General features: G+C 64.1%; 24 protein-coding genes. 1 reads left to right on the top strand and 23 read right to left on the bottom strand.

The features are described from left to right. Window positions 1–131 precede the first annotated feature (131 nt). The 16 genes from OKW37_RS16395 to ndk form a co-directional block, all read right to left on the bottom strand. Window positions 132–704 (bottom strand): phosphoribosyltransferase, encoded by a 573-nt coding sequence (locus tag OKW37_RS16395; RefSeq protein WP_429405246.1) that lies wholly within the window; start codon window positions 702–704, stop codon window positions 132–134. 18 nt (window positions 705–722) lie between these two features. Continuing rightward, window positions 723–2,069 carry an adenylosuccinate synthase gene (locus tag OKW37_RS16400; protein ID WP_090800717.1) on the bottom strand — a complete coding sequence of 449 codons (1,347 nt, stop codon included), beginning with the start codon at window positions 2,067–2,069 and terminating at the stop codon, window positions 723–725. A gap of 223 nt (window positions 2,070–2,292) precedes the next feature. Beyond that, window positions 2,293–3,444, bottom strand: a complete 1,152-nt coding sequence (locus tag OKW37_RS16405) for an ATP phosphoribosyltransferase regulatory subunit (RefSeq protein ID WP_184048948.1) — start codon at window positions 3,442–3,444, stop codon at window positions 2,293–2,295. Window positions 3,445–3,661: 217 nt separating this feature from the next. Further along, a complete protein-coding gene (locus OKW37_RS16410; protein WP_090800720.1) occupies window positions 3,662–3,853 on the bottom strand; it encodes a DUF2065 domain-containing protein in 192 nt (63 codons plus the stop codon). Between the two features lie 43 nt (window positions 3,854–3,896). Next, window positions 3,897–4,802: a protease modulator HflC gene (gene hflC, locus OKW37_RS16415; protein ID WP_184057287.1), complete on the bottom strand. Its 906-nt coding sequence runs from the start codon at window positions 4,800–4,802 to the stop codon at window positions 3,897–3,899. A 15-nt stretch (window positions 4,803–4,817) separates the two neighbouring features. Continuing rightward, window positions 4,818–6,221 (bottom strand): FtsH protease activity modulator HflK, encoded by a 1,404-nt coding sequence (hflK, locus tag OKW37_RS16420; RefSeq protein ID WP_184057289.1) that lies wholly within the window; start codon window positions 6,219–6,221, stop codon window positions 4,818–4,820. Between the two features lie 49 nt (window positions 6,222–6,270). Continuing rightward, a complete protein-coding gene (gene hflX / locus OKW37_RS16425; RefSeq protein WP_429355744.1) occupies window positions 6,271–7,485 on the bottom strand; it encodes a GTPase HflX in 1,215 nt (404 codons plus the stop codon). Window positions 7,486–7,515: 30 nt separating this feature from the next. Continuing rightward, entirely contained in the window at window positions 7,516–7,752 is a 237-nt protein-coding gene (gene hfq / locus OKW37_RS16430; protein ID WP_006051315.1) for an RNA chaperone Hfq, read from the bottom strand. Window positions 7,753–7,927: 175 nt separating this feature from the next. Further along, complete coding sequence (gene der, locus OKW37_RS16435; protein ID WP_184022435.1) at window positions 7,928–9,265, bottom strand: ribosome biogenesis GTPase Der; 1,338 nt, start codon at window positions 9,263–9,265, stop codon at window positions 7,928–7,930. Between the two features lie 470 nt (window positions 9,266–9,735). Beyond that, window positions 9,736–10,881 carry an outer membrane protein assembly factor BamB gene (gene bamB, locus OKW37_RS16440; RefSeq protein ID WP_184057293.1) on the bottom strand — a complete coding sequence of 382 codons (1,146 nt, stop codon included), beginning with the start codon at window positions 10,879–10,881 and terminating at the stop codon, window positions 9,736–9,738. 79 nt (window positions 10,882–10,960) lie between these two features. Next, a complete protein-coding gene (locus OKW37_RS16445; protein ID WP_090800729.1) occupies window positions 10,961–11,590 on the bottom strand; it encodes a YfgM family protein in 630 nt (209 codons plus the stop codon). Window positions 11,591–11,656: 66 nt separating this feature from the next. Continuing rightward, on the bottom strand, window positions 11,657–12,997 hold the full coding sequence (gene hisS / locus OKW37_RS16450) for a histidine--tRNA ligase (protein ID WP_429405242.1): 1,341 nt from the start codon (window positions 12,995–12,997) through the stop codon (window positions 11,657–11,659). Window positions 12,998–13,018: 21 nt separating this feature from the next. Next, the gene (gene ispG, locus OKW37_RS16455) at window positions 13,019–14,335 is read right to left on the bottom strand and encodes a flavodoxin-dependent (E)-4-hydroxy-3-methylbut-2-enyl-diphosphate synthase (RefSeq protein WP_429405240.1); all 1,317 of its coding nucleotides are present in this window, start codon (window positions 14,333–14,335) and stop codon (window positions 13,019–13,021) included. A gap of 85 nt (window positions 14,336–14,420) precedes the next feature. After that, window positions 14,421–15,545, bottom strand: coding sequence for a helix-turn-helix domain-containing protein (locus tag OKW37_RS16460; RefSeq protein WP_429405238.1), 1,125 nt, complete (start codon window positions 15,543–15,545; stop codon window positions 14,421–14,423). 212 nt (window positions 15,546–15,757) lie between these two features. Then, complete coding sequence (gene rlmN / locus OKW37_RS16465; RefSeq protein ID WP_184057301.1) at window positions 15,758–16,909, bottom strand: 23S rRNA (adenine(2503)-C(2))-methyltransferase RlmN; 1,152 nt, start codon at window positions 16,907–16,909, stop codon at window positions 15,758–15,760. Between the two features lie 210 nt (window positions 16,910–17,119). Then, window positions 17,120–17,545 (bottom strand): nucleoside-diphosphate kinase, encoded by a 426-nt coding sequence (ndk, locus tag OKW37_RS16470; RefSeq protein ID WP_184057303.1) that lies wholly within the window; start codon window positions 17,543–17,545, stop codon window positions 17,120–17,122. A gap of 268 nt (window positions 17,546–17,813) precedes the next feature. Here ndk and OKW37_RS16475 point away from each other — a divergent pair, with 268 nt between their 5' ends. Continuing rightward, window positions 17,814–18,512, top strand: a complete 699-nt coding sequence (locus OKW37_RS16475; RefSeq protein ID WP_018417558.1) for a Bax inhibitor-1/YccA family protein — start codon at window positions 17,814–17,816, stop codon at window positions 18,510–18,512. Between the two features lie 150 nt (window positions 18,513–18,662). Here the strand turns inward: OKW37_RS16475 and OKW37_RS16480 are convergent, their stop codons facing one another. The 7 genes from OKW37_RS16480 to OKW37_RS16510 form a co-directional block, all read right to left on the bottom strand. Further along, window positions 18,663–19,436: an MBL fold metallo-hydrolase gene (locus OKW37_RS16480; RefSeq protein WP_090800741.1), complete on the bottom strand. Its 774-nt coding sequence runs from the start codon at window positions 19,434–19,436 to the stop codon at window positions 18,663–18,665. Between the two features lie 8 nt (window positions 19,437–19,444). Further along, the gene (gene bamC / locus OKW37_RS16485; RefSeq protein ID WP_429405235.1) at window positions 19,445–20,584 is read right to left on the bottom strand and encodes an outer membrane protein assembly factor BamC; all 1,140 of its coding nucleotides are present in this window, start codon (window positions 20,582–20,584) and stop codon (window positions 19,445–19,447) included. Window positions 20,585–20,706: 122 nt separating this feature from the next. Then, window positions 20,707–21,624: a 4-hydroxy-tetrahydrodipicolinate synthase gene (gene dapA / locus OKW37_RS16490; protein WP_184004131.1), complete on the bottom strand. Its 918-nt coding sequence runs from the start codon at window positions 21,622–21,624 to the stop codon at window positions 20,707–20,709. A 43-nt stretch (window positions 21,625–21,667) separates the two neighbouring features. Then, window positions 21,668–22,270 carry a class I SAM-dependent methyltransferase gene (locus tag OKW37_RS16495; protein ID WP_184057305.1) on the bottom strand — a complete coding sequence of 201 codons (603 nt, stop codon included), beginning with the start codon at window positions 22,268–22,270 and terminating at the stop codon, window positions 21,668–21,670. Between the two features lie 28 nt (window positions 22,271–22,298). After that, window positions 22,299–23,501, bottom strand: coding sequence for a tryptophan--tRNA ligase (locus OKW37_RS16500; RefSeq protein WP_129959391.1), 1,203 nt, complete (start codon window positions 23,499–23,501; stop codon window positions 22,299–22,301). Window positions 23,502–23,507: 6 nt separating this feature from the next. Further along, window positions 23,508–24,170, bottom strand: a complete 663-nt coding sequence (locus tag OKW37_RS16505) for a site-2 protease family protein (protein WP_090800750.1) — start codon at window positions 24,168–24,170, stop codon at window positions 23,508–23,510. 56 nt (window positions 24,171–24,226) lie between these two features. After that, window positions 24,227–24,862 (bottom strand): L-threonylcarbamoyladenylate synthase, encoded by a 636-nt coding sequence (locus OKW37_RS16510; protein WP_090800752.1) that lies wholly within the window; start codon window positions 24,860–24,862, stop codon window positions 24,227–24,229. Window positions 24,863–24,908 lie beyond the last annotated feature (46 nt).

Genomic DNA, 24,908 nt, shown 5'->3' on the forward strand with positions numbered 1-24,908 from the left:
CTGTCGCGGCGCGGACGTCCTGGCGCCGCGCGTGACGCATAAAAAAACGGAGCCCGACTGGGCTCCGTTTTGTGACACCGCGATGACGCACGAGATCCGATGCGACAAAGCGTGAGGCGCGCGGCTTCGCGTCAATTGCCCGACGCCTCATCGGCCTTGGCGATGCCGCGCTTGATCCACGCGCCGAGGTTATGCGGACGCACCGTGTCCCACTCCTCGAACGGCTGATGAATCCACGGGTTGGTCGGCAGATACTCCACGTGGTAATCGGGCTTCACCTTCGAGCAGCCCTTGTACCACAGCACGGCCGAGCGCACCGCGGTGATGGCCGGATAGCGTTCCTTCAGATGCTGCTGCACGCGCGCGAGCGTGACGCCCGAATCGACGAGGTCGTCGACGAGCAGCACGTTACCGTGCAGTTCGCCGCGCGTCATCGTGATGTATTGCGCGATGTCGAGTTCGCCCTGCTGCGTGCCCGCTGCCTCGCGATAAGAGCTCGTTGCCAGAATCGCCAACGGCAGATCGTAGATGCGCGACAGCTGGTCGCCGACGCGCAGACCGCCGCGCGCGAGGCACAGGATCTTGTCGAACTTCCAGCCCGATTCGTGCACGGCAAGTGCGAGCACCTCGATCAGCCGGTGATATTCGTCCCAGCCGACCCACAGGTTCTTGTCGTCGTTGCGCGGATCTTTCATCGCGATCATGGGTACACCTTGCATCGCTTAGACCTTGAACGGATGACGCAGCAGAATCGTTTCGTCGCGGTCCGGACCGGTGGAGACCATGTCGATTGGAATGCCCGCGACTTCCTGCACGCGCGTCAGGTACGCACGCGCGTTGGCGGGCAGCTTGTCCCACTCCTTGATGCCGACCGTGCTTTCCTTCCATCCCGCAAAGGTTTCGTAGACCGGTACGCAGCGCGCGACTTCCGTCGCGCCGCGCGGCAGCAGATCGACGTTGTGGCCGTCGATCGTGTAGCCGACGCACAGCTTCACTTCGTCGAGACCGTCGAGCACGTCGAGCTTGGTCATGCACAGCCCCGTCACGCCGTTGATCTGGATCGAGCGACGCAGCGCGGAGACGTCGAGCCAGCCGGTGCGGCGCGGACGGCCGGTGACCGAGCCGAATTCCTTGCCGACGGTGGCGAGTTCGAGGCCGATCGGGTCCTGGCGCGAGGCATTGTCCGCATCGTACAGTTCGCTCGGGAACGGGCCCGAACCGACACGCGTGCAGTACGCCTTCGTGATGCCGACGATGTAGTTGAGCTTCTGCGGACCGACGCCCGCGCCCGCCGTCGCGGCACCCGCGACGCAGTTGCTCGAGGTGACGAACGGATAGGTGCCATGGTCGATGTCGAGCAGCGTGCCCTGCGCGCCTTCGAACAGCAGATTGCCGCCGTTCGCGTTGACGTCGTAGAGACGGCGCGACACGTCGGTGACCATCGGCTTCAGTCGGTCGGCGTAGCTCAGCATCGTGTCGAGCGTTTGCTGGAAGTCGACCGCGGCAGCGCCGAGGTACTGCGTGAGCACGAAGTTGTGATAGTCGAGGTTTTCGCGCAGACGCTCGGCGAAGGCTGGCGCGTCGAACAGGTCCTGCACGCGCAGGCCGCGGCGCGCGACCTTGTCTTCGTAGGCCGGGCCGATGCCGCGGCCGGTCGTGCCGATCTTGCTCGCGCCGCGGCGCGCTTCGCGGCCCTGGTCGATCGCGATGTGGTACGGCAGGATCAGCGTGGTGGCTTCGGAAATGAAGAGGCGCTTCTGGACGTCGATGCCGGCGGCTTCGAGTTCGCCGATTTCCTTGAACAGCGCTTCCGGCGACAACACGACGCCATTGCCGATGTAGCACGCGACGCCGGGATGCATGATGCCCGACGGAATCAGACGCAAGATGGTTTTCTTGCCGCCGATGATAAGCGTGTGACCGGCATTGTGACCGCCCTGGAAGCGAACGACGCCCTGAGCGTGGTCCGTCAGCCAGTCGACGATCTTGCCCTTGCCCTCATCACCCCATTGGGTACCCACGACGACGACGTTGCGCCCGGGGTTCACATTCACTGCGCTGGCAGACATGTTGTTTCGTAAGCTGGTTAAAAACGTATTTTACCTGGGTTCGCGGAAGCTTCCGGAATTTTTCCGTTTCCGCTCAACGGTATGCACGTTATGTTGAGTATTGGGAGGGATGCGCGGCCGCGCAGAGTCTCGCTCGACCGCGCGCGATTCGGGCGGTGGTTGCGCCGCCCTCGGGCGAACGTCGGGGGACGGGTCCCCGGCAGCGTAGATCGGAACGCGCGGCTCAAGCGCGCGGTTCGACCACCCATGCGCCATTGCGCTCGACCAGCACTCGGTCGAACGCGAATTCATCGAGATCGTGCTTGTGGCCAGGCAGCGCCTGGATTACCACTTCACCGCCATCGCGCAATGCCGCGACCGCCACGCGCAACGCTTCGTCGTGCCGCCACGGCGCGAGGATCGCGCTGCTGCGCGCTTCGACCGGCGAGATCCGCGCGACTTCGCGCAGATCCAGCGAAAAGCCGGTTGCCGCGCGAGCGCGGCCATAGGCCTGACCGACGTGGTCGTAACGGCCGCCGCGCGCGACCGCGTTCGGCACGCCGTCCACGTAAGCGGAGAACATCACGCCGCTGTGGTACGCGTAGCCGCGCAGATCGGCGAGGTCGATCATCACTTCGGCGCCGTCGACCTGGCTCGCGAGGAACGCGAGGTCGTCGAGCGCGCGGGCGATCGCCGGTGAATTCGGCAGACGCGCGCGGGCCTCTTCGAGCACCGACGCGTCGCCGTACAGCGTCGGCAGCGCGCGCAGCGCATCGCGAATCACCGGCGAGAATTGCGCGGTCATCTCGACCAGGCGCGGCACGTCCTTGCCGGCCAGCGCGTCGTAGAGCGCCTGGCCGAGTTCCTCGGCGGCCGGCTCGGCTTCGATCAGCGCGGCCAGCACACCCGCGTGACACAGGTCCAGACGCACCTTCGCGAGGCCGGCGAGACGCAGCGCGTCGAGCATCAGCTGCTGGATTTCGAGGTCCGCTTCGAGCCCCGCGTGGCCGTAGATTTCCGCACCGATCTGGATCTGCTCACGCGTCGCATGCAGGCCGCGCGGGCGCGTATGCGCGACGTTGCCCGCATAGCAAAGACGCGTGACGCCCTGGCGGTTCAGCAGATGCGCGTCGATGCGCGCGACCTGCGGCGTGATGTCGGCGCGCAGACCGAGCGTGCGGCCCGACAGCTGATCGACGAGCTTGAAGGTGCGCAGATTCAGATCGTGCCCACCGCCCGTCAGCAGCGACTCGAGGTATTCGAGCAGCGGCGGCATCACCATCTCGTAGCCGTACGAGCGGAAACGGTCCAGCAGATGACGCCGCAATTCTTCGATCTTGCGGGCCTCCGACGGCAGCACGTCGGCGATATTCTCAGGAAGCAACCAGGTCGACATCGATACAGTCCTACGGCGTTGAACACGGCGTCTTGCAGCGCCGATGATGAGTGTGAATGACGTAGAGCGGCTTGATTCTGGCGGCTGACACAGACGCTCGGGCGGCGCTTTGCGGCACGCGCGCGACGCGCGGCGGCGTGGCAGGTCAGTACGCGTTTTGCTCGGGCCGGCAAAACACGCCGCAACACGCGGCGTTCATCAGACAAGCAAGCCGGCTTCAGGTCGCGATGAACAGTAGAACCAGCCCGAGCAACATCACGATGAGCCCTCCGACACGAATCTGATGCGGCGGTCGTTCCGCTATTTTACGGAACGTGTCGCGCCAGGCGGTTGGAAAAACGAACGGAAACATCCCCTCGATAATCAGCATCAGCGCGATCGCGAGCAATAACGAACCAGCTATGTCCATGCGAGTGAAGCGGCCGCGATGCGGATGCCGCGGCCTTCGGTAATCAGCGTTTGCGCGCAGCAGGCGCGGAAGCGTCCGGGGCGACGCCGCCGGTCGGGCTACGCATGAAGCGGAAGAACTCGCTACTGGAGTCGACCACGATCAGGTCGCCCGGCTTGAAGGTCTTCCGGTACGCCTGCATGCTTTGATAAAACTGGTAGAACTGCGGATCCTTGCCGAACGCTTCGGCAGCGATCTCCGCGGCCTTTGCATCGCCTTCGCCGCGAATGCCCTGCGCCTGCGCGAGGCCGTCGGCGAGCACCGCCTGCTGCTTCGCGAGCGCGTCCGCGCGGATCTGGTTCGCTTCGGCGGCGCCCTTCGCTCGCTCGTCCGCCGCGACCTGCTGGCGCGCGGCGATCATGCGCTTGAATACCGAGTCGGCCACCGCTGCCGGGAAATCGACGCGCGTGAGTTGCACATCCACGACCGATACGCCGAGCGATGCCGCGCCCTTGTCCATCGCACCGCGGGCCTGTTCGGCGATCGCCGGTTGTTTGGCGAGCGCGTCGGACAACGTGAACTTGCCGAACGCGTCGCCGAGCGCGCCGCGCGACAGCAGCGCGAGCCGGTCGGGCAGACTCTGCGGATCACCCTTCGTTTCGGCGATCAGCTTCAGCGGATCGGTCACGCGGAACTTGATCACCGGGTTGACCAGCAGATCGGTTTTGTCGGACGTGACGTAATGATCTTCGTCGGGTGCGTCGAGCGACTGGATGCGATTGTCGACGAACGCGACCGTTTGCAGCGGCGGCGGCAGCTTCACGTGCAGCCCCGGGCCGAGCAGCGTGGGCGTCGCGTCGCCGCGCGCGGACAACACAGCCATATGCCGTTGATCGACGACGAACACCATCGACGTTGCCGCGAACAGCACGATGACGAGCGCGACGACGAGCGCAATGATTCGGTTCATATTCTTGTGCGCTCCTTATTGAACGTCGTCTTCGCGCATGCGATTGCGGAACGCTTCGCGCGAGCGCAGCGACGCGGCGCTCGGCCGGCTCGCTGGCGCAGGCGCGGAAGCGGCGGGTGCGGATGCGCCAGCGGCGGCGGAGCCTGCCGCGGCACCGGTCTCAGCGGCCGACGCGGCCGACGGCGCGGCCGCACTCGCCGCTTGCGGCGCGCCCGCGACAGCGGGACCCGAAGCGGCGGCGCCCGCCGCCGCGGCCTGGCGTTCGCGGTTCTGCTCGACGAGCCTGTCGAGCGGAAGATACAGCACGTTGTTGCCGTTCTTCGCGTCGACGAACACCTTGGTCGCGTTCGCGTAAATCTGCTGCATGGTTTCCATGTACAGGCGGAAGCGCACGACGGCCGGCGCCTTCGCGTATTGGGCGTAGACCTGGTTGAAGCGCTCGGCCTCGGCCTGCGCCTGCGCGACCGTGGTCTGGCTATAGGTTTTGGCTTCCTGGACCTGACGATCGACGTCGGCCTGCGCGCGCGGCAGAAGATCGGCCGCATAAGCCTGCGCATCGCGTTTCGCGCGTTCGTTTTCGTCGTGCACCTTCGCAGCGTCGGCGAACGCGGGTTGCACCTGCTCGGGCACCTGCACGCTCTGAATCGTCACGCCCGTGACTGCCAGACCGGACTGGTACTGATCGAGCGATTGCTGGATTGCCGCGATCAGCTGCTGGCGCAAAGTTTCGTGATCCTGATCGAGGATATCGCTAGTGCTCTGCGCGCCGACGATGCCGCGCACCGCCGCCTGCGCGGCATGCATCACGCTCTGATCGGGATCGACGCTGCGAAACAGAAAGTCGTTGGGCTTGCGCACCTGGTACTGCACGGCGAAGCGCACGTCGACGATGTCGCCGTCGTGCGTGAGCATTGACGCGTCCTTCACGTTCGCGAGACGCACCACATTGCTACGGCCGATCTCGACCTGGCGGATCTGCCCGACATTGACGAACTCGTGGGACTCGAACGGAAACGGCAGACGCCAGTGCACGCCCGGCGCCGCGGTATAGCGATACTTGCCGAACTGCAGCACGACGGCCGCCTGGCCATCCTGCACGACGAACACACCGCTGCCGAGATAGATCGCGATCAGCACGCCGATCACGATGCCGACGCCGATGCGCGCGCCACGGCCGTTGTCAGGACGGCCACCGCCGACACCGCCGCCCCTGCGCCCGAAAATCCGGGACAGACGGCGATTGAAATCACGCCACATTTCGTCGAGATCGGGCGGACCTTCACCGTCGCGTGCCGGTCGCTTCGGATCGTTCGGCCGTTGCCGGTCGCCGTTGCCGTCGCCCCGGCCCCAACGCGGATCGTTCAGTGAAAGCAAGGCGCGCATACGCAGCCAGATACTCCGCTCGTTGTAATCGTTCACCTGTGTTCGTTCACCAGAGTAGACAGCGGGTCAGTGCAATTGGAACGGGTCAGTGCCCGAGTTCTGGAACCTTGTGGTCGTCGCGCAGTTGCGCCGCGCGGTCATCTTGCGACGCATCGAACGGCATGTCGGCAAGCGGTTCGGCTGTAGCGATTTCGGCGATGGCAGCGCGCAATGCATCCAGCCCCTGCCCGGTGCGCGCGCTCAAAAAGACGCGCGAAATATTACCATACTCGTCCCGCTCGACCGCGTCGCCACGGGCTGCCAGCTCTGGCACCGCGTCGATCTTGTTGAACACGAGCACCTGACGGATCGTGTCCGCGCCGATCGCGTGCAACACCTCGTTGACCTGATCGATCTGGTCGAGCCGCACCGCGCTCGATGCATCGACGACATGCAGCAGCAGGTCCGCGTGAATGGTTTCCTCGAGCGTCGCGCGGAACGCGGCGACGAGCTGGTGCGGCAGCTCGCGGATGAAACCGACGGTATCGGACACCACCACCTGCCCCGCTTCGTCGCCCAGATACACGCGCCGCGAGGTGGTATCGAGCGTGGCGAACAACTGGTCGGCGGCATACGCCTGCGCCTTGGTCAGCGCGTTGAAGAGCGTCGATTTGCCGGCGTTCGTGTAGCCGACGAGCGACACCGACATCGTCTGGTTGCGATGCCGCGCCCGGCGTTGCGTGCCATGCTGGCGGCGCAGCTTGTCGAGGCGGATCTTGAGCGCCTTGATGCGCTCGCCGATGAGCCGGCGGTCGGTTTCGAGCTGCGTCTCGCCTGGACCGCGCAATCCGATACCGCCCTTCTGACGTTCGAGGTGGGTCCACGCGCGAATCAGCCGGGTCGATAGATATTGCAGCTGCGCGAGTTCGACCTGCAGCTTGCCTTCGTGGCTGCGCGCGCGCTGCGCGAAAATGTCGAGGATCAGACTGGTGCGATCGACCACGCGCAGATTAAGCGCCCGCTCCAGATTGCGCTGCTGCGCAGGCGCCAGAGCATGGTTGAAGATCACGAGTTCGATGTCGTTTGCTTCGCACGCAAGGCGCAATTCTTCGGCCTTGCCGCTGCCGACGAACATCTTCGCGTCGGGACTGGAACGGCGTCCGGTGAGGGTGACCAGGGGGTTCGCGCCCGCGCTTTGCGCGAGCAGGCTGAGTTCTTCGAGACTGGCTTCGAAATCGATCTTGCCGAAGTCGATGCCAACGAGCGCTGCATTGATCAAATTGGAGGGTATCAAAATGACGCGGCCGGGAGTGATCGCCAACGGGCGACAGTGTGCCGGCCGCGGCGAGGGTTAGGACTGTTCGGAATCCGGGTGGAAATTCACCGGACGGGCAGGCACGACCGTCGAAATGGCGTGCTTGTAGACCATCTGGGTGACCGTATTCCGGAGCAACACGACGTACTGGTCGAACGATTCGATGTTCCCTTGAAGCTTGATGCCGTTGACCAGGTAGATCGACACCGGCACATGCTCTTTACGCAGTGCGTTCAAAAACGGGTCTTGTAACAATTGCCCTTTGTTGCTCATAGCAAACTCCGTATTTTTTTGCAGGTTGACTGAATTGACGGCGAAGAAAAAGAGATCCGCCGCCAACCGCTACACTATAGCTGATTTTCATTTCGACGCGCGGGCCCGGGACCCCCGGCCAAACCCAGCATACACGCGGGTTTCAGCCCAGGTTTAAGACCAGCTTCAGCTTGCTTCAGCCTTTGTCCGCGTAAGGGTTCGTCGACGATCTGAACTCTATTCGCAATGGAGTCCCCGTCAGCTTGAAAGTTTCCCGGAAGCGATTTTCGAGGTACCGCTTATACGTGTCGGTGATCGCGTCGAGCGCATTGCCGTGAATCACGATAATCGGCGGATTCTGTCCGCCCTGGTGTGCGTAACGCAGCTTCGGACGCACTGGACCGCGACGGCGCGGCTGCTGGAATTCGACCGCCTCGATCAGCGCGCGCGTCAGCTTCGGCGTCGGTAGCTTCGACATCGCGGCCGTGTACGCGTCGTCGACCGAACGCATCAGCGGCCCGATTCCGGTTTTTTCCGCGGCGGAAATGAAATGGAATTTGGCGAAGTCCAGAAATTTTAGTTTGCGTTCGAGGTCGGCTTTGGTGCGCTCGCGCACATGCGGATCGAGACCGTCCCATTTGTTCACGCCAACCACCAGCGCGCGGCCCTGCTCGACGACGAAGCCAGCGATGTGCGCATCCTGATCCGAGATGTCCTGACGCGCGTCGAGCAGCAGGATCACGACGTTCGCATCGGAGATCGACTGCAGCGTCTTCACGACCGAGAACTTTTCGATCGCCTCGAACACCTTGCCGCGGCGGCGCAGGCCGGCCGTGTCGATCAGCGTATACGGCTTGCCGTTGCGCTCGAAATCGACGTAGATCGAGTCGCGCGTAGTGCCGGGCATGTCGAACGCGATCACGCGCTCTTCGCCGACCAGCGCATTGATCAGCGTCGACTTACCAACGTTCGGCCGGCCGACGATGGCGATCTTCACGCCGCGCGCTTCCTTGTCTTCCTCGCTCTCTTCCGGCTGACCGGCATACGCGACTTCGAGCGCCTCGTTGATCATGTCGGTGACGCCGTCGCCGTGCGCGGCCGAAATCGCGCGCGGATCGCCGAGACCGAGTTCGTAGAAGTCGGCCGCGACGTTGGCGTACTTCATGCCCTCGGCCTTGTTCACGACGAGGAAGATCGGCCGGCCGACCTTGCGCAGATAGTCGGCGATCGACTTGTCCTGCGGCGCGAGACCGTTGCGCCCATCGACGATGAACACGACGACGTCCGACTCTTCGACCGCCTGGCGGGTCTGGCGCGCCATCTCGTGCAGGATGCCGTCTTTCGCGACCGGCTCGAAGCCGCCGGTGTCGACGACCAGATACGGCCGCTCGCCGGCGCGTCCTTCGCCGTAATGGCGATCGCGCGTGAGACCGGGCAGGTCGGCAACCAGCGCATCACGCGAACGCGTAAGGCGGTTGAACAGCGTGGATTTCCCCACATTGGGGCGCCCAACGAGGGCAATAACGGGTTTCATCTGATGTTGTTCACGGTGAAACGCGGGATCGCAACCGATCGCGCGCGTAGCGACGCCAGGCGGGCGCCACGGGGTGGCGTTCTGACGAAATTATCACGAATTCAGCCTGCTCCGGATGCGCGATCGATATGCGCATCCAGGCGGACGGGCGTGGGCTGCACAGACGCCGCCGGGGGCGCCTGCTTCAGACCGGGCTGCTCGACGGCTGACGCGCTCGTGTTCGAGGGCGTCTTTAATTTGCAAGGCCGTCGACGAAGCGCACGCGCCGCCTTGCATGCCGGCGGCCACAGCCTCGATCCGACTTGCCGGACCAGCCCGTCCGGCGATTTTTTCTGTTGAGCCTGCCCGATCACGCGACGGGCAGCGTGGCAACCCGACGCAGGAGCCGCACGCCAAAGTCGGCGCAGACTTCAATTAAAAAGCGCGCGGCCGGCAAAGCCGGCCTGCGCGCCTGACATCATCTATCGCGATCAGCGCGGACGATAGCCGAACAGGCCGCCGTCGCGCGTCTGTACGACCAGCGTGTCGCCAGCCAGCACCGGCGCCGCGGTAATCGCGCTGCCGTCGGTCTTCACTCGTGCGACGAGCGTGCCGTCGACGGTCGACAGGAAATGCACGAAGCCCTTGTAGTCGCCGAACACGGCCGCGCGGCCGAGCAGCGTCGGCACGCTCAGGTCGCGGTTCTTCAGCGTGTCGTTCTTCCACAGCACCGAGCCGTTGTTCACGTCGAATGCGGACACGACCGACCAGTCGTCGGCGGCGACCACGCTGCGCTCATCCTGCGCGAGGCCGGTCGTGCTCGAGAACGGCTTGCCCCACAGCGCGCGGCCCGAGTTGGCGTCGAAACAGCCAATCTGGCCCTGGAACGTCACCGCGCAGGTCTCCGAACCCACCAGCGTGGGCGGGCCGGTCACGTCGTTGATACGCTCGACCTCGGTCACGCCCTTCGGATACGACACCGGTGTCTGCCAGTAGGCGTCGCCCGTCTGCAAGTTGATCGCGGCGAACGAGCCGCCCGGGAAGCCGGCCAGCACGGCCGCGTCACCTGCGAACGTCATGCCCGACGACACGCGCAGGTTCAGCGGCACCGCGCGGTTGCGGAAGTTCCACTTCTGCTCGCCGGTTTGCGCGTTGAACGCGACGATCTGGCCGTCGATCGTGCGCACGATCACGAGGCCGTTGCCGACGAGCGGCGGCGTAATGATCTCGCCCGGCGCCTTCGCGGTCCACAGCTGCTTGCCGTCCGCGCCTAGCACGTACACGTCGCCCTTCAAGCCGCCGACCGCGGTGAGCGTGCCATCGCTGCCGACGCCCGCCGACAGATCATCGTGCAACTTGACGCGCCACACGTCCTTGCCCGTTTGCGCGTCGATCTTGGCGACCGTGCCATTCGTGCCGGCAGCATACACGGCATTGCCGAGCGCAACCGGCGAGAACAGGTAGCGGCCCGCCTTGCCGACGCTCGCCGACCAGGACTGCTGCACGTCGAGCACGGGTTTGAACTCGGTGAGCGGCGTCGGCACACGGCGCTCGTCTTTCGTGGATGAGCAAGCCGCCAGCGTGAGAACGGTCATCGCACAGATAACGGGCACGGCGTAACGTTTCAGCAGATTCATCGGTGGACGAAGCATTCAGGAAATTGGATTAAAGGAGACCGCCTTGCGGTCGTGGCTCGCGGCGCGCCGCGCGGGACGCTCAGCCGCCAAGCGCATCCAGCTTGAACTGGATCAGCTGGCGCGCCGAACTGTCGCTGTTCGACAGCGAGTCGAGCGCGAGCTTGTAGGCCGCGCGCGCGTCGTCGCGCTTGCCCTGGGCGGCGAGCAGGTCGCCGCGGCGGTCCGCCACGACGCCCTTGAAGGCATCGGATTGTGGCTCGGCCAGGAGCGCGAGGCCCTGGTCGTATGCCTTGTCGTCGAGCAGCAGCGATGCCATGCGCAGCTTCGCGATCTGCTTGAACTCGTCGTCCTTCGCGTGATCGATCGTCCATTGCAGCTGCGCTTTCGCGCCGGCTTCGTCGCCAGCGGCGTACAGCGCCTTGGCGGCGCCGAGCGCGGTCATCTGCGCGTAGGCAGTACGGCCGAACTTGTCTTCCATGTCGGCGGCGACGCGCGCAATCTGCGCCTTATCGCCCGATGCCGCGGCTTGCTGAACCTGGTCATACAGCACCGCGGCTTCCGCGGCCTGACGACGCTGCCAGAAATTCCAACCGTTCCAGCTCGCGCCTGCCAGCAACACCACCAGCACGATCCACGTGGTCGCATTGCCCCACTGCGTCCACCATGCCTTCAGACTTTCAATCGATTCTTGTTCGTCGTGGTAACTCATTGCCCGGCGATTTCCTCATTCTTGCTACATGTGCGTGTCGAGCCAGCCGGCCCAACGACATCGCGATCAGTCGTCGCCGTCTTCGGCGGATGCAACCATCGCATTGATTAGATATTCGGTCAAGTCTTCGGCGGGCACGTTCTGTTGCTCGTTCTTACCGCCGTGGGCTTGCGTATCGCGCAGCGGTTTCACGCCGACCGTGCCGTTGGCGATCTCATCTTCGCCAAGCACGACCGCGAACGCGGCACCGCTCGCGTCGGCGCGCTTCATCTGCGACTTGAAGCTTGCCGACTGACCGTCCGCGCTGCAATGCAGGATCACGTCGAGACCGGTATCGCGCAGACGCTCGGCGATGATGAACGCCTCCTCGCGCGCGGTGTCGCCCTGATGGACCACGTACACGTCGCAACCTTCGTCTTCCGGCACGAGCTGTTCTTCCTTCAGCAGCTCGAGAATCCGCTCGACGCCCATCGCCCAGCCGCACGCAGCCGTCGGCTTGCCGCCGAGCTGTTCGATCAGCGGATCGTAGCGGCCGCCCGCCGCGACCGTGCCTTGCGCGCCGAGTTTGTCGGTCACCCACTCGAACACGGTCAGATTGTAGTAATCGAGACCGCGCACGAGACGCGGATTGATCGTGAACGGAAGGTTGTTCGCCTTCAGCAGACGCTGCAGAGCTTCGAAGTGCGCGCGCGATTCTTCCCCAAGAAAATCGATCAGCTTCGGCGCGTTCCGCGCGACTTCCTGCAGCGCAGGATTCTTCGTATCGAGCACGCGCAGCGGGTTCGTATAGAGACGGCGCTTCGCCTCTTCGTCGAGCACGTCCATGTGCTTTTCGAGATACGCGATCAGTTCGACACGATGCGCGGCGCGCTCTTCAGCGAGGCCCAACGAGTTGATTTCGAGCTTGATGCCAGTCAGGCCGAGGTCGTCCCACAGACGCTGGCACATCATGATGATTTCCGCGTCCGCATCCGGACCCGCGAAACCGAGCGCCTCGACACCGACCTGGTGGAACTGGCGATAACGGCCGCGCTGCGGACGCTCGTGACGGAACATCGGACCGATATACCACAGACGCTTCGGGCCATCGTACAGCATGTTGTGTTCGATCGACGCGCGCACCACGGCCGCCGTGTTTTCCGGGCGCATCGTCAGGTTTTCGCCGTTCAATGCGTCGGTGAAGCTGTACATCTCTTTTTCGACGATGTCGGTCACTTCGCCGATACCGCGTGTGAACAGCTGCGTATGCTCGACGATCGGCGTGCGGATATTCTGGTATCCGTACGAACGCAGCATCGACTTGACGGTGGTTTCGAAAAATTCCCAGAGCCCGGCTTCCTGCGGAAGGATGTCGTTCATGCCCTTCACGCCAGACAGCTTCTCGAGCTTTTTCTTCTGTTCAGTCATCTGTGTTTCGATAGCCGGTTTTTAGTTGAGCGCGTCGGCGCGGCCATAGCGGCGCTCGACGTAGTCGCTCACGATTTGCTGGAATTCTTGCGCGATGTTCTCGCCGCGCAGCGTCTTCACCTTTTCGCCGTCGATGAACACCGGCGCGGCCGGATTCTCGCCCGAGCCCGGCAGGCTGATGCCGATATTCGCCTGCTTCGATTCGCCCGGACCATTGACGATGCAGCCCATCACCGCGACGTGCATCTGCTCGACGCCGGGATACTGGTCGCGCCACACCGGCATCTGCTGACGCAGGTAGGTCTGGATCTGCGACGCGAGTTCCTGGAACAGCGTGCTCGTGGTGCGCCCGCAGCCGGGGCACGCGATCACCATCGGCGTGAACGAGCGCAGGCCCATGGTCTGCAGAATCTCCTGACCGACGATCACTTCGCCTGTGCGCGACGCGCCCGGTTCCGGCGTCAGCGAAATACGGATCGTATCGCCGATGCCCTGCTGCAGCAGAACCGACAGCGCCGCGGTCGACGCGACGATGCCCTTCGAGCCCATGCCCGCTTCGGTCAGGCCAAGATGCAGCGCGAAATCGCAACGGCGCGCGAGTTCGCGGTACACGGCAATCAGATCCTGCACGCCGCTAACCTTGCACGACAGGATGATCTGGTCGCGCCCGAGGCCGAGTTCGACCGCACGTTCCGCCGAGCCGATCGCCGACTGGATCAGCGCTTCGTACATCACGCTTTGCGCTTCCCACGGAGTGGCGCGCGAGCCGTTTTCGTCCATCATCTTCGCAAGCAGGTCCTGGTCGAGGCTGCCCCAGTTCACGCCGATGCGCACCGGCTTGTCGTATTTGACCGCCGTCTCGATCATCTGCGCGAACTGCGTGTCGCGCTTCGCGCCGTGCCCAACGTTGCCCGGATTGATCCGGTACTTCGACAGCGATTCCGCGCAGCCCGGATAGTCGCGCAGCAGCAGGTGGCCGTTGTAATGGAAGTCGCCGACGAGCGGCACCATCACGCCCATGCGGTCGAGTTGCTCGCGGATCGCCGGCACGGCCGCCGCCGCTTCCGGCGTATTCACGGTGATACGCACCAGTTCGGACCCGGCTTGCGCCAGTTCCTTGATCTGGATAGCGGTACCGATCACGTCGGCGGTGTCGGTGTTGGTCATCGACTGCACGCGCACCGGCGCATCGCCGCCGATGGTCACGAGCTGACCACCCCAGCGGACGTTGACCGCATGCGACTTGCGCCGCATCGCGGGGCCGCCGAACACCGGCTCGTCTGAAACGATCTTGCTACAGGATTGGGATTGAGCTTCGGTTTTCATCGAAAAACCCATTTACGCCGCACGCGCTATGCAAAAACGCAGCGCCTGAATTGAAAAAGCGCCGCGGACCGGTTGACCGCGGCGCGTACCGTATCTGTCAAGGCAGCGCAAAGCGCGCCACGTTGCCCTTGGCTGTCGCATATTTCGACGGATCGACCGGCTGGCCGTCGAGCGTCACCGACTCGAGACCCGCCTTGTTGCCGACCGTGACCTTGAACGGACCGACACCCGTCACTTGCTTCGGATCGCCGGCATGCACGAGGCCGGAGAACAGTTCCTTGCCGTTCTTGTCACGCACGCTGAACCAGCTGTCCTGCGTCACGCGCAGCGCGACGACCGCCTCGCCGAGCGCTGGCGTGACCGCCGGTGCCGACGCGTTCGCCACGACCGCCGGTGCAATTGCGCTCTCCATGGCGGCCTGTGCCCGAGCCTGCGAGCCGGCCGTCGGTGCCGGCGTTGCCGCTGTATTCGCTGCCGGGGCCGAGCCCGGCGCGGTGCCAGTGGCAAGCGGAGCCGGCATCGGCGTTGCCGACGCAGACACCGCATTATCCGCGCTCGCCGCGTTGTCAGCCGTGGCCGCCGCGTCGGGCGCCGATGCCCCTTCCGCCGCCGTCGCCGGACCCTGAGCGACCGCGCCCGAAGCCGCCGTGTCGCTGATAGTCGAACTATTCGCGCTTGCCTTCAGGCGCGCGAGCCACGCGGACGAATCACCGCCGTTAGTGCGCCACATCCCGAGTGCGATGACCGCGACGACGATCGCCGCAATGCCCCACAGCCACGAACGGCTCTTATGCCCGCTGTCGCCGAGCGACAGCGAAACCTTACCGCGCGGCAGATCCTTGCCCGATGACGCCGGCATCGACAGATTCGGCGCCGGCACGCCCTTCTCGCGACGCAGCGCCGCCGTAAAAGGCGCCGGATCGGCGCCCAGCATTTTCGCGTAGCTGCGCACGACGCCGAGTGCGAACGTCGTGTCCGGCAGATGGTTGACGTCGCCCGCCTCGAGCGCGCTCAGCTTGACGACCGACACCTTCAGCCGCGCCGACACGTCCTCGATAGTCCAGCCTTTCGACTCGCGCAACTGGGTCAAGCGCGCGCCAACCGCTGCCAACGAATCAAGGGCCGGCTGCACGACAGGCTGGACCACCGCCCTTGCAACGGGTGCCGGATGGCCATCGCTCGTGTCTGTCTCGTGCGGCTGCGGGTGCTGCGGCTCACTCATCCCAAATCCTTTCGCGTCGATTCTTTTAATCGTGCGACCGGACGGGCTCGAGCGTCACGTCCAAATCGCAGACCGTTTATAACAAAATGTGCGGCTTTGTGTACCGCTCCCGATCGATTCTGCAAACTTTCTTTTAATCGCCGGTGGCATGGGAGCATTTTTGCGCTCGCGGTATTTTCCGCCGAACGCCGACGCCCTGCCGCCCCTCGCGATTACACGGCGCGAACCTCAATCACCTTCGCCGCCTTCCCGGTGCGCTCAGCAAGACGCGTGCGGTCTTTGACCGCGCCGGCCAGCTGACCGCAGGCAGCATCGATATCGTCGCCGCGGGTCTTGCGCACAGTGGTGACCACGCCAGCGTCCATCAACACCTGCGCAAACCGCTTGATCTGTTCCGGCTTCGAACGGATAAGGCCCGATTCGGGGAACGGATTGAACGGAATCAGATTGAACTTGCACGGCACGTTACGCGTGACGGCGAGCAACTCGCGCGCGTGCGCCTCGCTGTCGTTCACGCCATCGAGCATGCAGTATTCGAACGTAATGAAATCTCGCGGCGCGACTTTCAGATAGCGCTCGCACGCCGCCATCAGCTCGCGCAGCGGATACTTTTTGTTGAGCGGCACCAGCACGTCGCGCAGCGCGTCGTTCGAGGCATGCAGCGACACCGCGAGCGCCACGGGCAGATCCGCGCCGAGCCGGTCCATCATCGGTACGACACCCGAAGTGGACAACGTGACGCGCCGGCGCGACAGGCCGTACGCATTGTCGTCGAGCATCAGGCGCATGGCCGGCACGACCGCGTCGTAATTGAGCAGCGGCTCGCCCATCCCCATCATCACGACGTTCGTGACGACGCGCTCGCCCTTGCCGTCGCCGCCCATCGCGCGGCCGCCAGCATCACCACGCGACGCGCGCAGCGCAAACTCAGCCATGCGCAACTGGCCGATGATTTCGCCGGTGGTGAGATTGCGGGAGAACCCCTGCTTGCCGGTCGAGCAGAACCGGCAGTTGACCGCACACCCAGCCTGTGACGACACACACAGCGTGCCGCGCGTTTCTTCGGGGATGTAGACGGTTTCAACGGCGTTGCCGTTTCCGACGTCGATCAGCCACTTGCGTGTGCCGTCCGACGAAACGTGGTCGCTGACGACGCCCGGCATCGTGATCGCGGCGCGCCCTTTGAGCTTTTCGCGCAAGGACTTCGCGAGATCGGTCATGCCGTCGAAGTCGGCAGCGTTGTATTGATGAATCCAGCGCTGCAATTGCTTGGCGCGAAACGGTTTCTCGCCCAGGCTGTCGCAATAGGCGACGAGCCCTTGGGCGTCGAGGTCGAGAAGGTTGACGGAGGGACTGCTCGTCATATCGAATCCTGCCATTTCATTGCGAGACTACGTTCATGCAACAAGCTGCATGAACGCCGTGCCCGTTCGCGCCCATTCCTGCTGCTTTTACCTTACTACTTTGCCGTGCAACGCGCGCGATTCATGCGATAAAACAACTCGGCTGCACGAAACGCGCCAGGCGGACACGGCGTACGACCGAGGCCACCGCCTGACCTCAGCGCGAGGCGCTCAACGCGAGTAGACGTTGACTTGGGGGAAGAAGAATGCGATTTCAATCGCGGCCGTTTCCGGTGCGTCCGAGCCGTGCACCGCGTTGGCGTCGATGCTGTCCGCGAAGTCGGCACGGATCGAGCCCTTTTCTGCCTTCTTCGGGTCAGTCGCACCCATCAGATCCCGGTGTTTCAGGATCGCGTTTTCGCCTTCCAGCGCCTGCACGACCACCGGACCCGAGATCATGAATTCAACGAGGTCCTTGAAGAACGGACGTGCTGCGTGCACGGCGTAGAACTTCTCGGCGTCAGCACGCGACAGATGAACCATGCGCGATGCCACGATCTTCAGACCAGCGTTTTCAAAACGGGTATAGATCTGGCCGATCACGTTCTTGGCCACTGCGTCCGGTTTGATAATCGACAGGGTGCGCTCGATCGCCATAAAAACTCCAAAAAATTAAGAAGTTACAGATTCAAATGAATCCGCTATTGTAGCATGTTCCCGTGCATCATTGCGATTGAACCCTTACAGCACTGAAAGGATCAAAGCAAAGGGCGCGAAATACTGGTAGCGTAGGCGATGTGGGCGACTGGAGGTATTGAAACTCCGTGCTGCCGCGCTAATCTTACGGATGAACGGTGCGCCCGCCGGCGCTTCGCAAATTGCCGTATCACCATCACGAAACACGCTTCCGAGGTAAGGAGAGATCATGAACGAACATCCGTATATGTTTGGCCGCAACGGCGCGGTCAGCACGGTCGAAACACGCAACCGCGTGCTACGGAATACCTACTGGCTGCTCGCGCTGTCCATGATTCCGACCGTGCTCGGCGCGTGGGTGGGTCTTGCCACCGGCTTCTCACTGTTCGCCGCCACCAGCCCCGCCATGAGCATGCTGGCATTCTTCGCGATCGCCTTCGGCTTCATGTTCGCGATCCAGCGCACCAAGGACAGCGCCGTCGGCGTCTTCGTACTGCTCGGCTTCACGTTCTTCATGGGGCTGATGCTGTCGCGCATTCTCGCGTTCGTGCTCGGCTTCTCGAACGGCCCGTCGCTGATCATGCTCGCTTTTGGTGGCACCGGTGTGATCTTCGCGGCCATGGCGACCATCGCCACGGTCAGCAAACGTGACTTCTCAGGCCTCGGCAAGTGGCTCTTCATGGGCGTGATCGTGATCCTGCTGGCTTCGGTCGCGAACGTGTTCCTGCAACTGCCGGCGCTGATGCTGACGGTTTCAGTCATGGCAATCGTGATCTTTTCCGCCTACATCATGTTCGACGTGCAGCGCGTCGTGAACGGCGGCGAGACGAATTACATCACGGCGACGCTGGCGATCTACCTGGATCTGTACAACGTGTTCGTCAATCTGCTTGCGCTGCTCGGCATTTTTGGCGGCAACCGCAATTAAGTTTGCCCTGCCCGGTCGTGCGGCGTGCCCCACGCCGCACTCGACGCTCAAATTAGAAGCCCATAACGATTGCTCGTTATGGGCCTTTTCATTACCTGACCACCCAGTGCATGGCGTGCAGCGCGACTGGACGCCAACCGGGCGCCACAGTCACACCGTCAACCACGCGAAACCTTCGCTCTGCGACGCAACCACCACCTCCGTGGGAGCCGCGTCAAGCACGCCCGCCAGCGCCGCCTGCGCAAGTTCCGGCAGATTGTTCTGCTGGCTCAGATGCGCCGCGACCAGATGCCGCAAGCGCGAGCGGTCGAGCGACGCCAGGATTTCAGCCGCCGCGTGATTGTTCAGATGCCCGTGATTGCCGCCGATACGCGCCTTCAGCGACGGCGGATAACGACTGCCCGCGAGCATCTGCACGTCATGATTGCATTCGAGCACGAGCGCGTCGCAGCCACTCAGCACCGCGCTGATATGCGGCGTGGACGTGCCCACGTCGGTGAGCACGCCAAGCCGGCTCGCGCCGTTCGAGAACACGTATTGGAGCGGTTCGCGGGCGTCGTGCGGAACGGTATAAGGGAGAACGCTGAGCTCTCCGATCGATACCGCCTCGTCGCCCCACAGCACCTGCAGGTCAACATCGGCTTCGTCGGCGCCCACCGCGCGCGCGGTGCCCCAGCTCATGTACAGCGGAATCGACCACTTGCGCGCCAGCGTCAATGCGCTGCCGATGTGATCGCTATGTTCATGCGTAATCAGGATCGCGTCGAGGTGCTCGGCACTCGCGCCGAGCCGCGTCAGACGCCGCTCGACTTCGCGCGCGGAAAAACCGCAATCGAGCAGGACACGCGTGGTGACCGCACCGCTGCGCGCCTCCACCAGCAGCGCATTGCCTTCACTGCCGCTGCCGAGACTTGCGAAGCGCACGACCCGCCTTAGTTCAGTTGCGCGTGCAGCAGCGACACGATGCGCTGCGCGTCCGACGACGTGTCGATCTGCCCATTCGCGTCGACGACCGCGACCTGCGTCACTGCGTCGCCCTTCGCGCGCACGTTGACGAGGAATTCCTGGCCCGGCTTGCGCGTCGAATTGCCGCTGTAGAACAGTTTGCCGAACAGGCCTTCCTTCTTCAGTTCCTGCATCGAATCCGCGTAGCGCACGTAGTAGATGCCCTTCTCGCGATCGCGGTTGTCGACCGTAAAGTTGGTGCGATCGAGCGCGAGGCCCACACGCAGCCAGGCACGGTCGAACGACTCCTGCAGATCGAGCGTCGACGCACCCGCGTTCTGCTCGATCGTGGTCGGCGCGGCGGCGGTGCGCGCGTCGGTCAGCAACTGCTTCGATTGTGCTTCAGTCAGGCCGAACTTCTGCATCAGCTTGGCGAGAAACAGCGCCTCGAGCGCCGGATCACGCGGACGCTCTTCCCAGCGCGAAGACGTCTTGTCCTGCCCGGTCATCACCTCTTCCATCGCGCTGTGCGTGATCGAGATATCGGTCGCGCTGTCCGGACCGCGCGATACCAGCGTGCGGAAACTGTCGCGGGTGCCCGACGAATAGGCGAAGTCGATGACCTTGCCGATCGTGCGGCGGAACCAGTCGTCCGGAATGTTCGCGCGGTTTTCCGCCCAGTCGGTCGTCATGATGCCGGTGGCCGGCGCATCGGTCTTCAGCACGAAGCCGTTTTCCTGCCAGAACTCCTGCAGCTGCGGCCAGAGCTGTTCCGGGGAACGGCCGTCTACCACCAGCCAGCGACGGTCGCCGTCGCGCTCGATATGCATGCCGAGCGGATCCTGCGCGTTCGGCTGACCTTCGGTCGCGTTGCCGGCCGCCGTGACAGCGCGCGTCGGCGTGCCACCAAGCGCCAGATTGGCCGGCGGTGCCACATAGCGCTGGTCGTTCGGCGACGTGCTCAGATCGCTCGGCACGGCGAGCGGCGGCGCGCTCGAGGTCGCCTTGTAGTTGACGCGGTCGGAAGCGAACCAGTCGTTCAGCGTGTCACAGCCGGCGAGCGTCGACAGGGCAAGCGCCAGCGCCGCCATGCCGGTTGCGTGGAGGGAAAGTGCGGAACGTTTCATGAGGTCCTTCGTGATGCTGGAACGCGATGCCTCGTTCGATCTGCCGGGAACGTGGGCTGAAGCGACGTCGGTTAATGAAATGCCGGTGGCGGTCTTGCGTGGGCGGCGGGACGGTCGCCCGTTCAGCCGAGCAGGCCCGCTTCGCGCAGCGCGCCGCGCACCACTTCGTGGTATTGCGCGTCGAGCGGCGTGAGCGGCAGGCGGATGCCGCCCTGCACACGCCCCAGTTGCTGCAGCGCCCACTTCGCCGGAATCGGATTCGCTTCGGCAAACAGGTACTTGTGCAGTGACAGGAGTTTCAGATGAATGTCGCGCGCGGTCTTCACGTCCGCGGCGAGCGCGGCCTTGCACAGTTCGCTCATTGCGCGCGGCGCGACGTTCGCGGTGACCGAAATATTGCCGTGACCGCCGAGCAGCATCAGCGCGATCGCGGTGGGGTCGTCGCCGCTATAGATGCCGAAATGCGCCGGCGCCGACTTGATCAGATGCGCGGCGCGGTCGATGTTGCCCGTGGCCTCCTTCACGCCGACGATGCCCGGCACCTGTGCGCAGCGCAGGATGGTCTCGTTGCTCATGTCGGCGACGGTGCGGCCCGGCACGTTGTACAGAATCACTGGCAGATCGACGGTTTCGGCGATCTTCGCGAAATGGCGGTAGATGCCTTCCTGGGTCGGCTTGTTGTAGTACGGCACGACCTGCAGCGTGGCATCCGCGCCGACGTCCTTCGCGTGTTGCGTGAGTTCGATCGCCTCAGCGGTGGAATTGGCACCCGCGCCCGCGATGACAGGAATGCGTCCAGCGGTGTGCTCGACTGCGGTCTTGACCATGAGCACGTGTTCTTCGACCGACAGCGTGGCCGACTCGCCGCTCGTGCCGACCACGACGAGCGCATTCGTGCCTTCCTCGACGTGCCAGTCGATCAGTTTGCGAAACGCCGGCAGATCGAGGCTGCCGTCTTCGAGCATCGGAGTGATGATGGCAGGAATGCTGCCGCGGATCTGAACGCCGTCCTGGTGACCGCTGTGGTTGCCGTTAGTCATGAAACGCCATGAATATGATCAGGTAAACCGCGATTGTAGCGGATTAGCCAGCCAACTCGTAACAAGGTGGCGCTGTTGCCCGTGCGGGATCATGCGCCCGGGCCGTTTCCCGAACCGCGCAGATGCGCTGAACGTAGGCCGGACGCGGCTCGGCGAGAAATCCGTCCTGAAATGCGATCACCCGCAGGTGGCCCCGCACGGTGTCGAGGAGCTCGCCAGGCGCGAGCAAAAACGCCGGATTGGAGGGTTTGCCGACGCTTTCGTTTCCTTGCGCGAAGGTCTCGTAAACCAGTACGCCGCCGGGCGCGAGCGCGCGCAGCAACTGCGGAAAAAGCGGCCGGTGCAGGTAGTTGGTGACCACGACGGCGGCGAACGCCGCATCGGCCGGTAGTGGCCACGTCGCGCCTTCGAGATCGGCCACGAGAAGTGTGACGAGCGGCGCGTCGCGCAGCAGGTCGAGAGCAACCGCGTCGCGATCGATCGCGGTGACCGGATGGCCGAGCGACGCAAAAAAGCGCGCATGCCGCCCGGCCCCCGACGCGACGTCGAGCACCGCGCCGCCCGGCGCGATCAGGTGCGCCCAGTGACGCACCCAGCGCGACGGTTCACCGAGGCCATGCAAGCCACTGGTAACGGGCGTGCTCATCGCTGCACCGCGGCGCGTCGGGTGCGCATCAGCTGTACGACAGCCCCATCGCCTCACGGACGTCGCGCATCGTTTCGGTCGCGAACCGGCGTGCCTTGTCGCAGCCATCGGCGACGATCGCGCGCAACAGCGACGGGTCGTCCATGTACTTCTGCGCGCGCTCGAGCATCGGCTGCTGCTCGCGCAGAATCCCTTCGACGACCGGCTGCTTGCAATCGAGGCAACCGATGCCTGCCGAGCGGCAGCCCTTCTGCACCCACTCGTGGGTCGCTTCGTCGGTATAGACCTGATGCAACTGCCACACCGGACACTTGTCGGGGTCGCCCGGATCGGTGCGGCGCACGCGCGCGGGGTCGGTCGGCATCGTGCGGACCTTCTTCGTGATGGTTTCCGCGTCTTCGCGCAGGCCGATCGTGTTGCCGTACGACTTCGACATCTTCTGGCCGTCGAGACCCGGCATGCGCGACGCCTCCGTCAGCATCGCCTGCGGCTCGACGAGGATGATCTTGCGCGAACCTTCGAGATAGCCGAACAGGCGCTCGCGATCGCTCATCGACAGGCTTTGCGATTCCTGCAGCATCGCCCGCGCGCGTTCGAGCGCTTCGTCGTCGCCTTCCTGCTGATACGCGTTGCGCAACTCGTGATACAGCTTCGAGCGCTTGCCGCCGAGCTTCTTCGCGGCTTCGTTCGCCTTCTCCTCGAAGCCCGGCTCACGGCCGTACAGGTAGTTGAAACGACGGGCGATTTCGCGCGTCATCTCGACGTGCGGCACCTGGTCTTCACCGACCGGCACGAGCGAGCCGCGATACAGCAGAATGTCCGCCGCCATCAGCACCGGATAGCCGAGGAAGCCGTAGGTGGACAGGTCCTTGTCCTTCAGCTTTTCCATCTGCTCCTTGTAGGTCGGCACGCGTTCGAGCCAGCCGAGCGGCGTGCTCATGCCGAGCAGCAGCGCCAGCTCGGCATGCTCGGGCACCTTGCTCTGGATGAACAGCGTCGCCTGCGCCGGATCGATGCCGGAAGCGAGCCAGTCGATCAGCACGTCCCACACGTTCTTTTCGATCACTTCGGGCGTTTCGTAGTGCGTCGTCAGTGCGTGCCAGTCGACCACGCAGAAGAAGCACGGGTATTCGGACTGCAGCCGCACCCAGTTTTTCAGCACGCCGTGATAGTGGCCGAGGTGCAACGACCCGGTGGGCCGCATGCCGGAGAAGATACGGTCTGGGAACATGGTTATTTAGAAAAGCGAAACAAGTGGAGTCAGAATTGCGGTGATCGCGCTATACCCGAGCGTCACGAGTGGCCTCAACCAGAAACGCGTGAGCGTACCCGTCATCACCAGCGCCATCACGATGAAAAAGCCGTACGGCTCGAGCCGCGACAACGCGATCGATTGCTTCGGCGGCAACAGGGCCATCACCACGCGGCCGCCATCGAGCGGCGGCAGCGGAAACAGGTTCAGCACGCCGAGCACGAGATTGACGCCGACGCCCGCGCCCGCCATGCGCGTGAAAAACGGTTCGTTGACATTGAGCCCCGCGAGCGCAACGCCGAACACGCCCCAGAACAGCGCCTGGATGAAATTGCACATGGGCCCGGCCGCCGCGACCCATAGGCTGCCCCAGCGCGGGTTGCGCAGATTGCCGAACGCGACCGGCACCGGCTTCGCATAGCCGAACACGAACGCGCCGCTCGTCGCGAAGTACAGCAGCAGCGGAATGGCAATCGTGCCGAGCGGATCGATGTGCCGCATCGGGTTCAGCGACACGCGGCCGAGCACGTACGCGGTGTTGTCGCCGAGCCAGCGCGCGACGTAGCCGTGCGCAGCCTCGTGCAGCGTAATCGCGAAGATCACCGGCAGCGCGTACACCGCAATCGTCTGTATCAGGGAAGAATCCATAGCTCGCTATTGTAACAATGCGCTCGCGCGTGTCTGTCCGCTTTCGCTCACGACGCTCACGCCGTTTCCTCGAGACCGAACGGCGCGAGCGAGCCGCGCCCTGCCCGCACCAGCACCGGCTCCGAGCCGGTCAGATCGATCACGGTGGACGGCTCGCACACGCACGCGCCGCCGTCGATCACCAGATCGAGCTGCTTTTCGAGCCGCGCGCGGATTTCCTCGGGGTCGTTCAGCGGCTCGGTTTCGCCGGGCATGATCAGTGTCGAGCCGAGCAGCGGCTGGCCAAGCTCCTCGAGAATCGCGAGCGTGATCGCGTGATCCGGCACGCGCAGGCCGATCGTCTTGCGCGACGGATGCGACACGCGCCGCGGCACTTCCTTGGTGGCCTGCAGCACGAACACGTACGGACCCGGGGTCACCGACTTAAGGAGCCTGTACTGCCAGTTGTCCACCATAGCAAAATTGGCGAGCTCCGACAGATCACGCACGAGCAGCGACAGTAGTTGCTTTTCGTCGAGTCCGCGGATGCGCCGCAGCCGTTCGACCGCATCCTTGTCGTCGAGACGGCAGGCGAGCGCGTAGGTCGAATCGGTCGGCAAGGCGACCACGCCGCCGCCGTTGATGATCTGCACGGCCTGCTTGACGAGACGCGGTTGCGGATTGTCGGGGTGAAGCCGAAAGTATTGGGACATGGAGACTCACGATGGCGGCAGACGAACTGCGGCGGATGGGCTGCGG

The sequence above is a fragment of the Paraburkholderia sp. MM5482-R2 genome (genome assembly GCF_050436125.1).
GTDB lineage: Bacteria > Pseudomonadota > Gammaproteobacteria > Burkholderiales > Burkholderiaceae > Paraburkholderia > Paraburkholderia tuberum.

Bases quoted from the DNA above. Each gene is read 5' to 3' on its own strand.
- OKW37_RS16395 (WP_429405246.1), bottom strand. From the start codon at position 704: ATGATCGCGATGAAAGATCCGCGCAACGACGACAAGAACCTGTGGGTC.
- OKW37_RS16400 (WP_090800717.1), bottom strand. From the start codon at position 2,069: ATGTCTGCCAGCGCAGTGAATGTGAACCCCGGGCGCAACGTCGTCGTC.
- OKW37_RS16405 (WP_184048948.1), bottom strand. From the start codon at position 3,444: ATGTCGACCTGGTTGCTTCCTGAGAATATCGCCGACGTGCTGCCGTCG.
- OKW37_RS16410 (WP_090800720.1), bottom strand. From the start codon at position 3,853: ATGGACATAGCTGGTTCGTTATTGCTCGCGATCGCGCTGATGCTGATT.
- hflC (WP_184057287.1), bottom strand. From the start codon at position 4,802: ATGAACCGAATCATTGCGCTCGTCGTCGCGCTCGTCATCGTGCTGTTC.
- hfq (WP_006051315.1), bottom strand. From the start codon at position 7,752: ATGAGCAACAAAGGGCAATTGTTACAAGACCCGTTTTTGAACGCACTG.
- der (WP_184022435.1), bottom strand. From the start codon at position 9,265: ATGAAACCCGTTATTGCCCTCGTTGGGCGCCCCAATGTGGGGAAATCC.
- bamB (WP_184057293.1), bottom strand. From the start codon at position 10,881: ATGAATCTGCTGAAACGTTACGCCGTGCCCGTTATCTGTGCGATGACC.
- OKW37_RS16445 (WP_090800729.1), bottom strand. From the start codon at position 11,590: ATGAGTTACCACGACGAACAAGAATCGATTGAAAGTCTGAAGGCATGG.
- hisS (WP_429405242.1), bottom strand. From the start codon at position 12,997: ATGACTGAACAGAAGAAAAAGCTCGAGAAGCTGTCTGGCGTGAAGGGC.
- ispG (WP_429405240.1), bottom strand. From the start codon at position 14,335: ATGGGTTTTTCGATGAAAACCGAAGCTCAATCCCAATCCTGTAGCAAG.
- OKW37_RS16460 (WP_429405238.1), bottom strand. From the start codon at position 15,545: ATGAGTGAGCCGCAGCACCCGCAGCCGCACGAGACAGACACGAGCGAT.
- rlmN (WP_184057301.1), bottom strand. From the start codon at position 16,909: ATGACGAGCAGTCCCTCCGTCAACCTTCTCGACCTCGACGCCCAAGGG.
- ndk (WP_184057303.1), bottom strand. From the start codon at position 17,545: ATGGCGATCGAGCGCACCCTGTCGATTATCAAACCGGACGCAGTGGCC.
- OKW37_RS16475 (WP_018417558.1), top strand. From the start codon at position 17,814: ATGAACGAACATCCGTATATGTTTGGCCGCAACGGCGCGGTCAGCACG.
- bamC (WP_429405235.1), bottom strand. From the start codon at position 20,584: ATGAAACGTTCCGCACTTTCCCTCCACGCAACCGGCATGGCGGCGCTG.
- dapA (WP_184004131.1), bottom strand. From the start codon at position 21,624: ATGACTAACGGCAACCACAGCGGTCACCAGGACGGCGTTCAGATCCGC.
- OKW37_RS16495 (WP_184057305.1), bottom strand. From the start codon at position 22,270: ATGAGCACGCCCGTTACCAGTGGCTTGCATGGCCTCGGTGAACCGTCG.
- OKW37_RS16500 (WP_129959391.1), bottom strand. From the start codon at position 23,501: ATGTTCCCAGACCGTATCTTCTCCGGCATGCGGCCCACCGGGTCGTTG.
- OKW37_RS16505 (WP_090800750.1), bottom strand. From the start codon at position 24,170: ATGGATTCTTCCCTGATACAGACGATTGCGGTGTACGCGCTGCCGGTG.
- OKW37_RS16510 (WP_090800752.1), bottom strand. From the start codon at position 24,862: ATGTCCCAATACTTTCGGCTTCACCCCGACAATCCGCAACCGCGTCTC.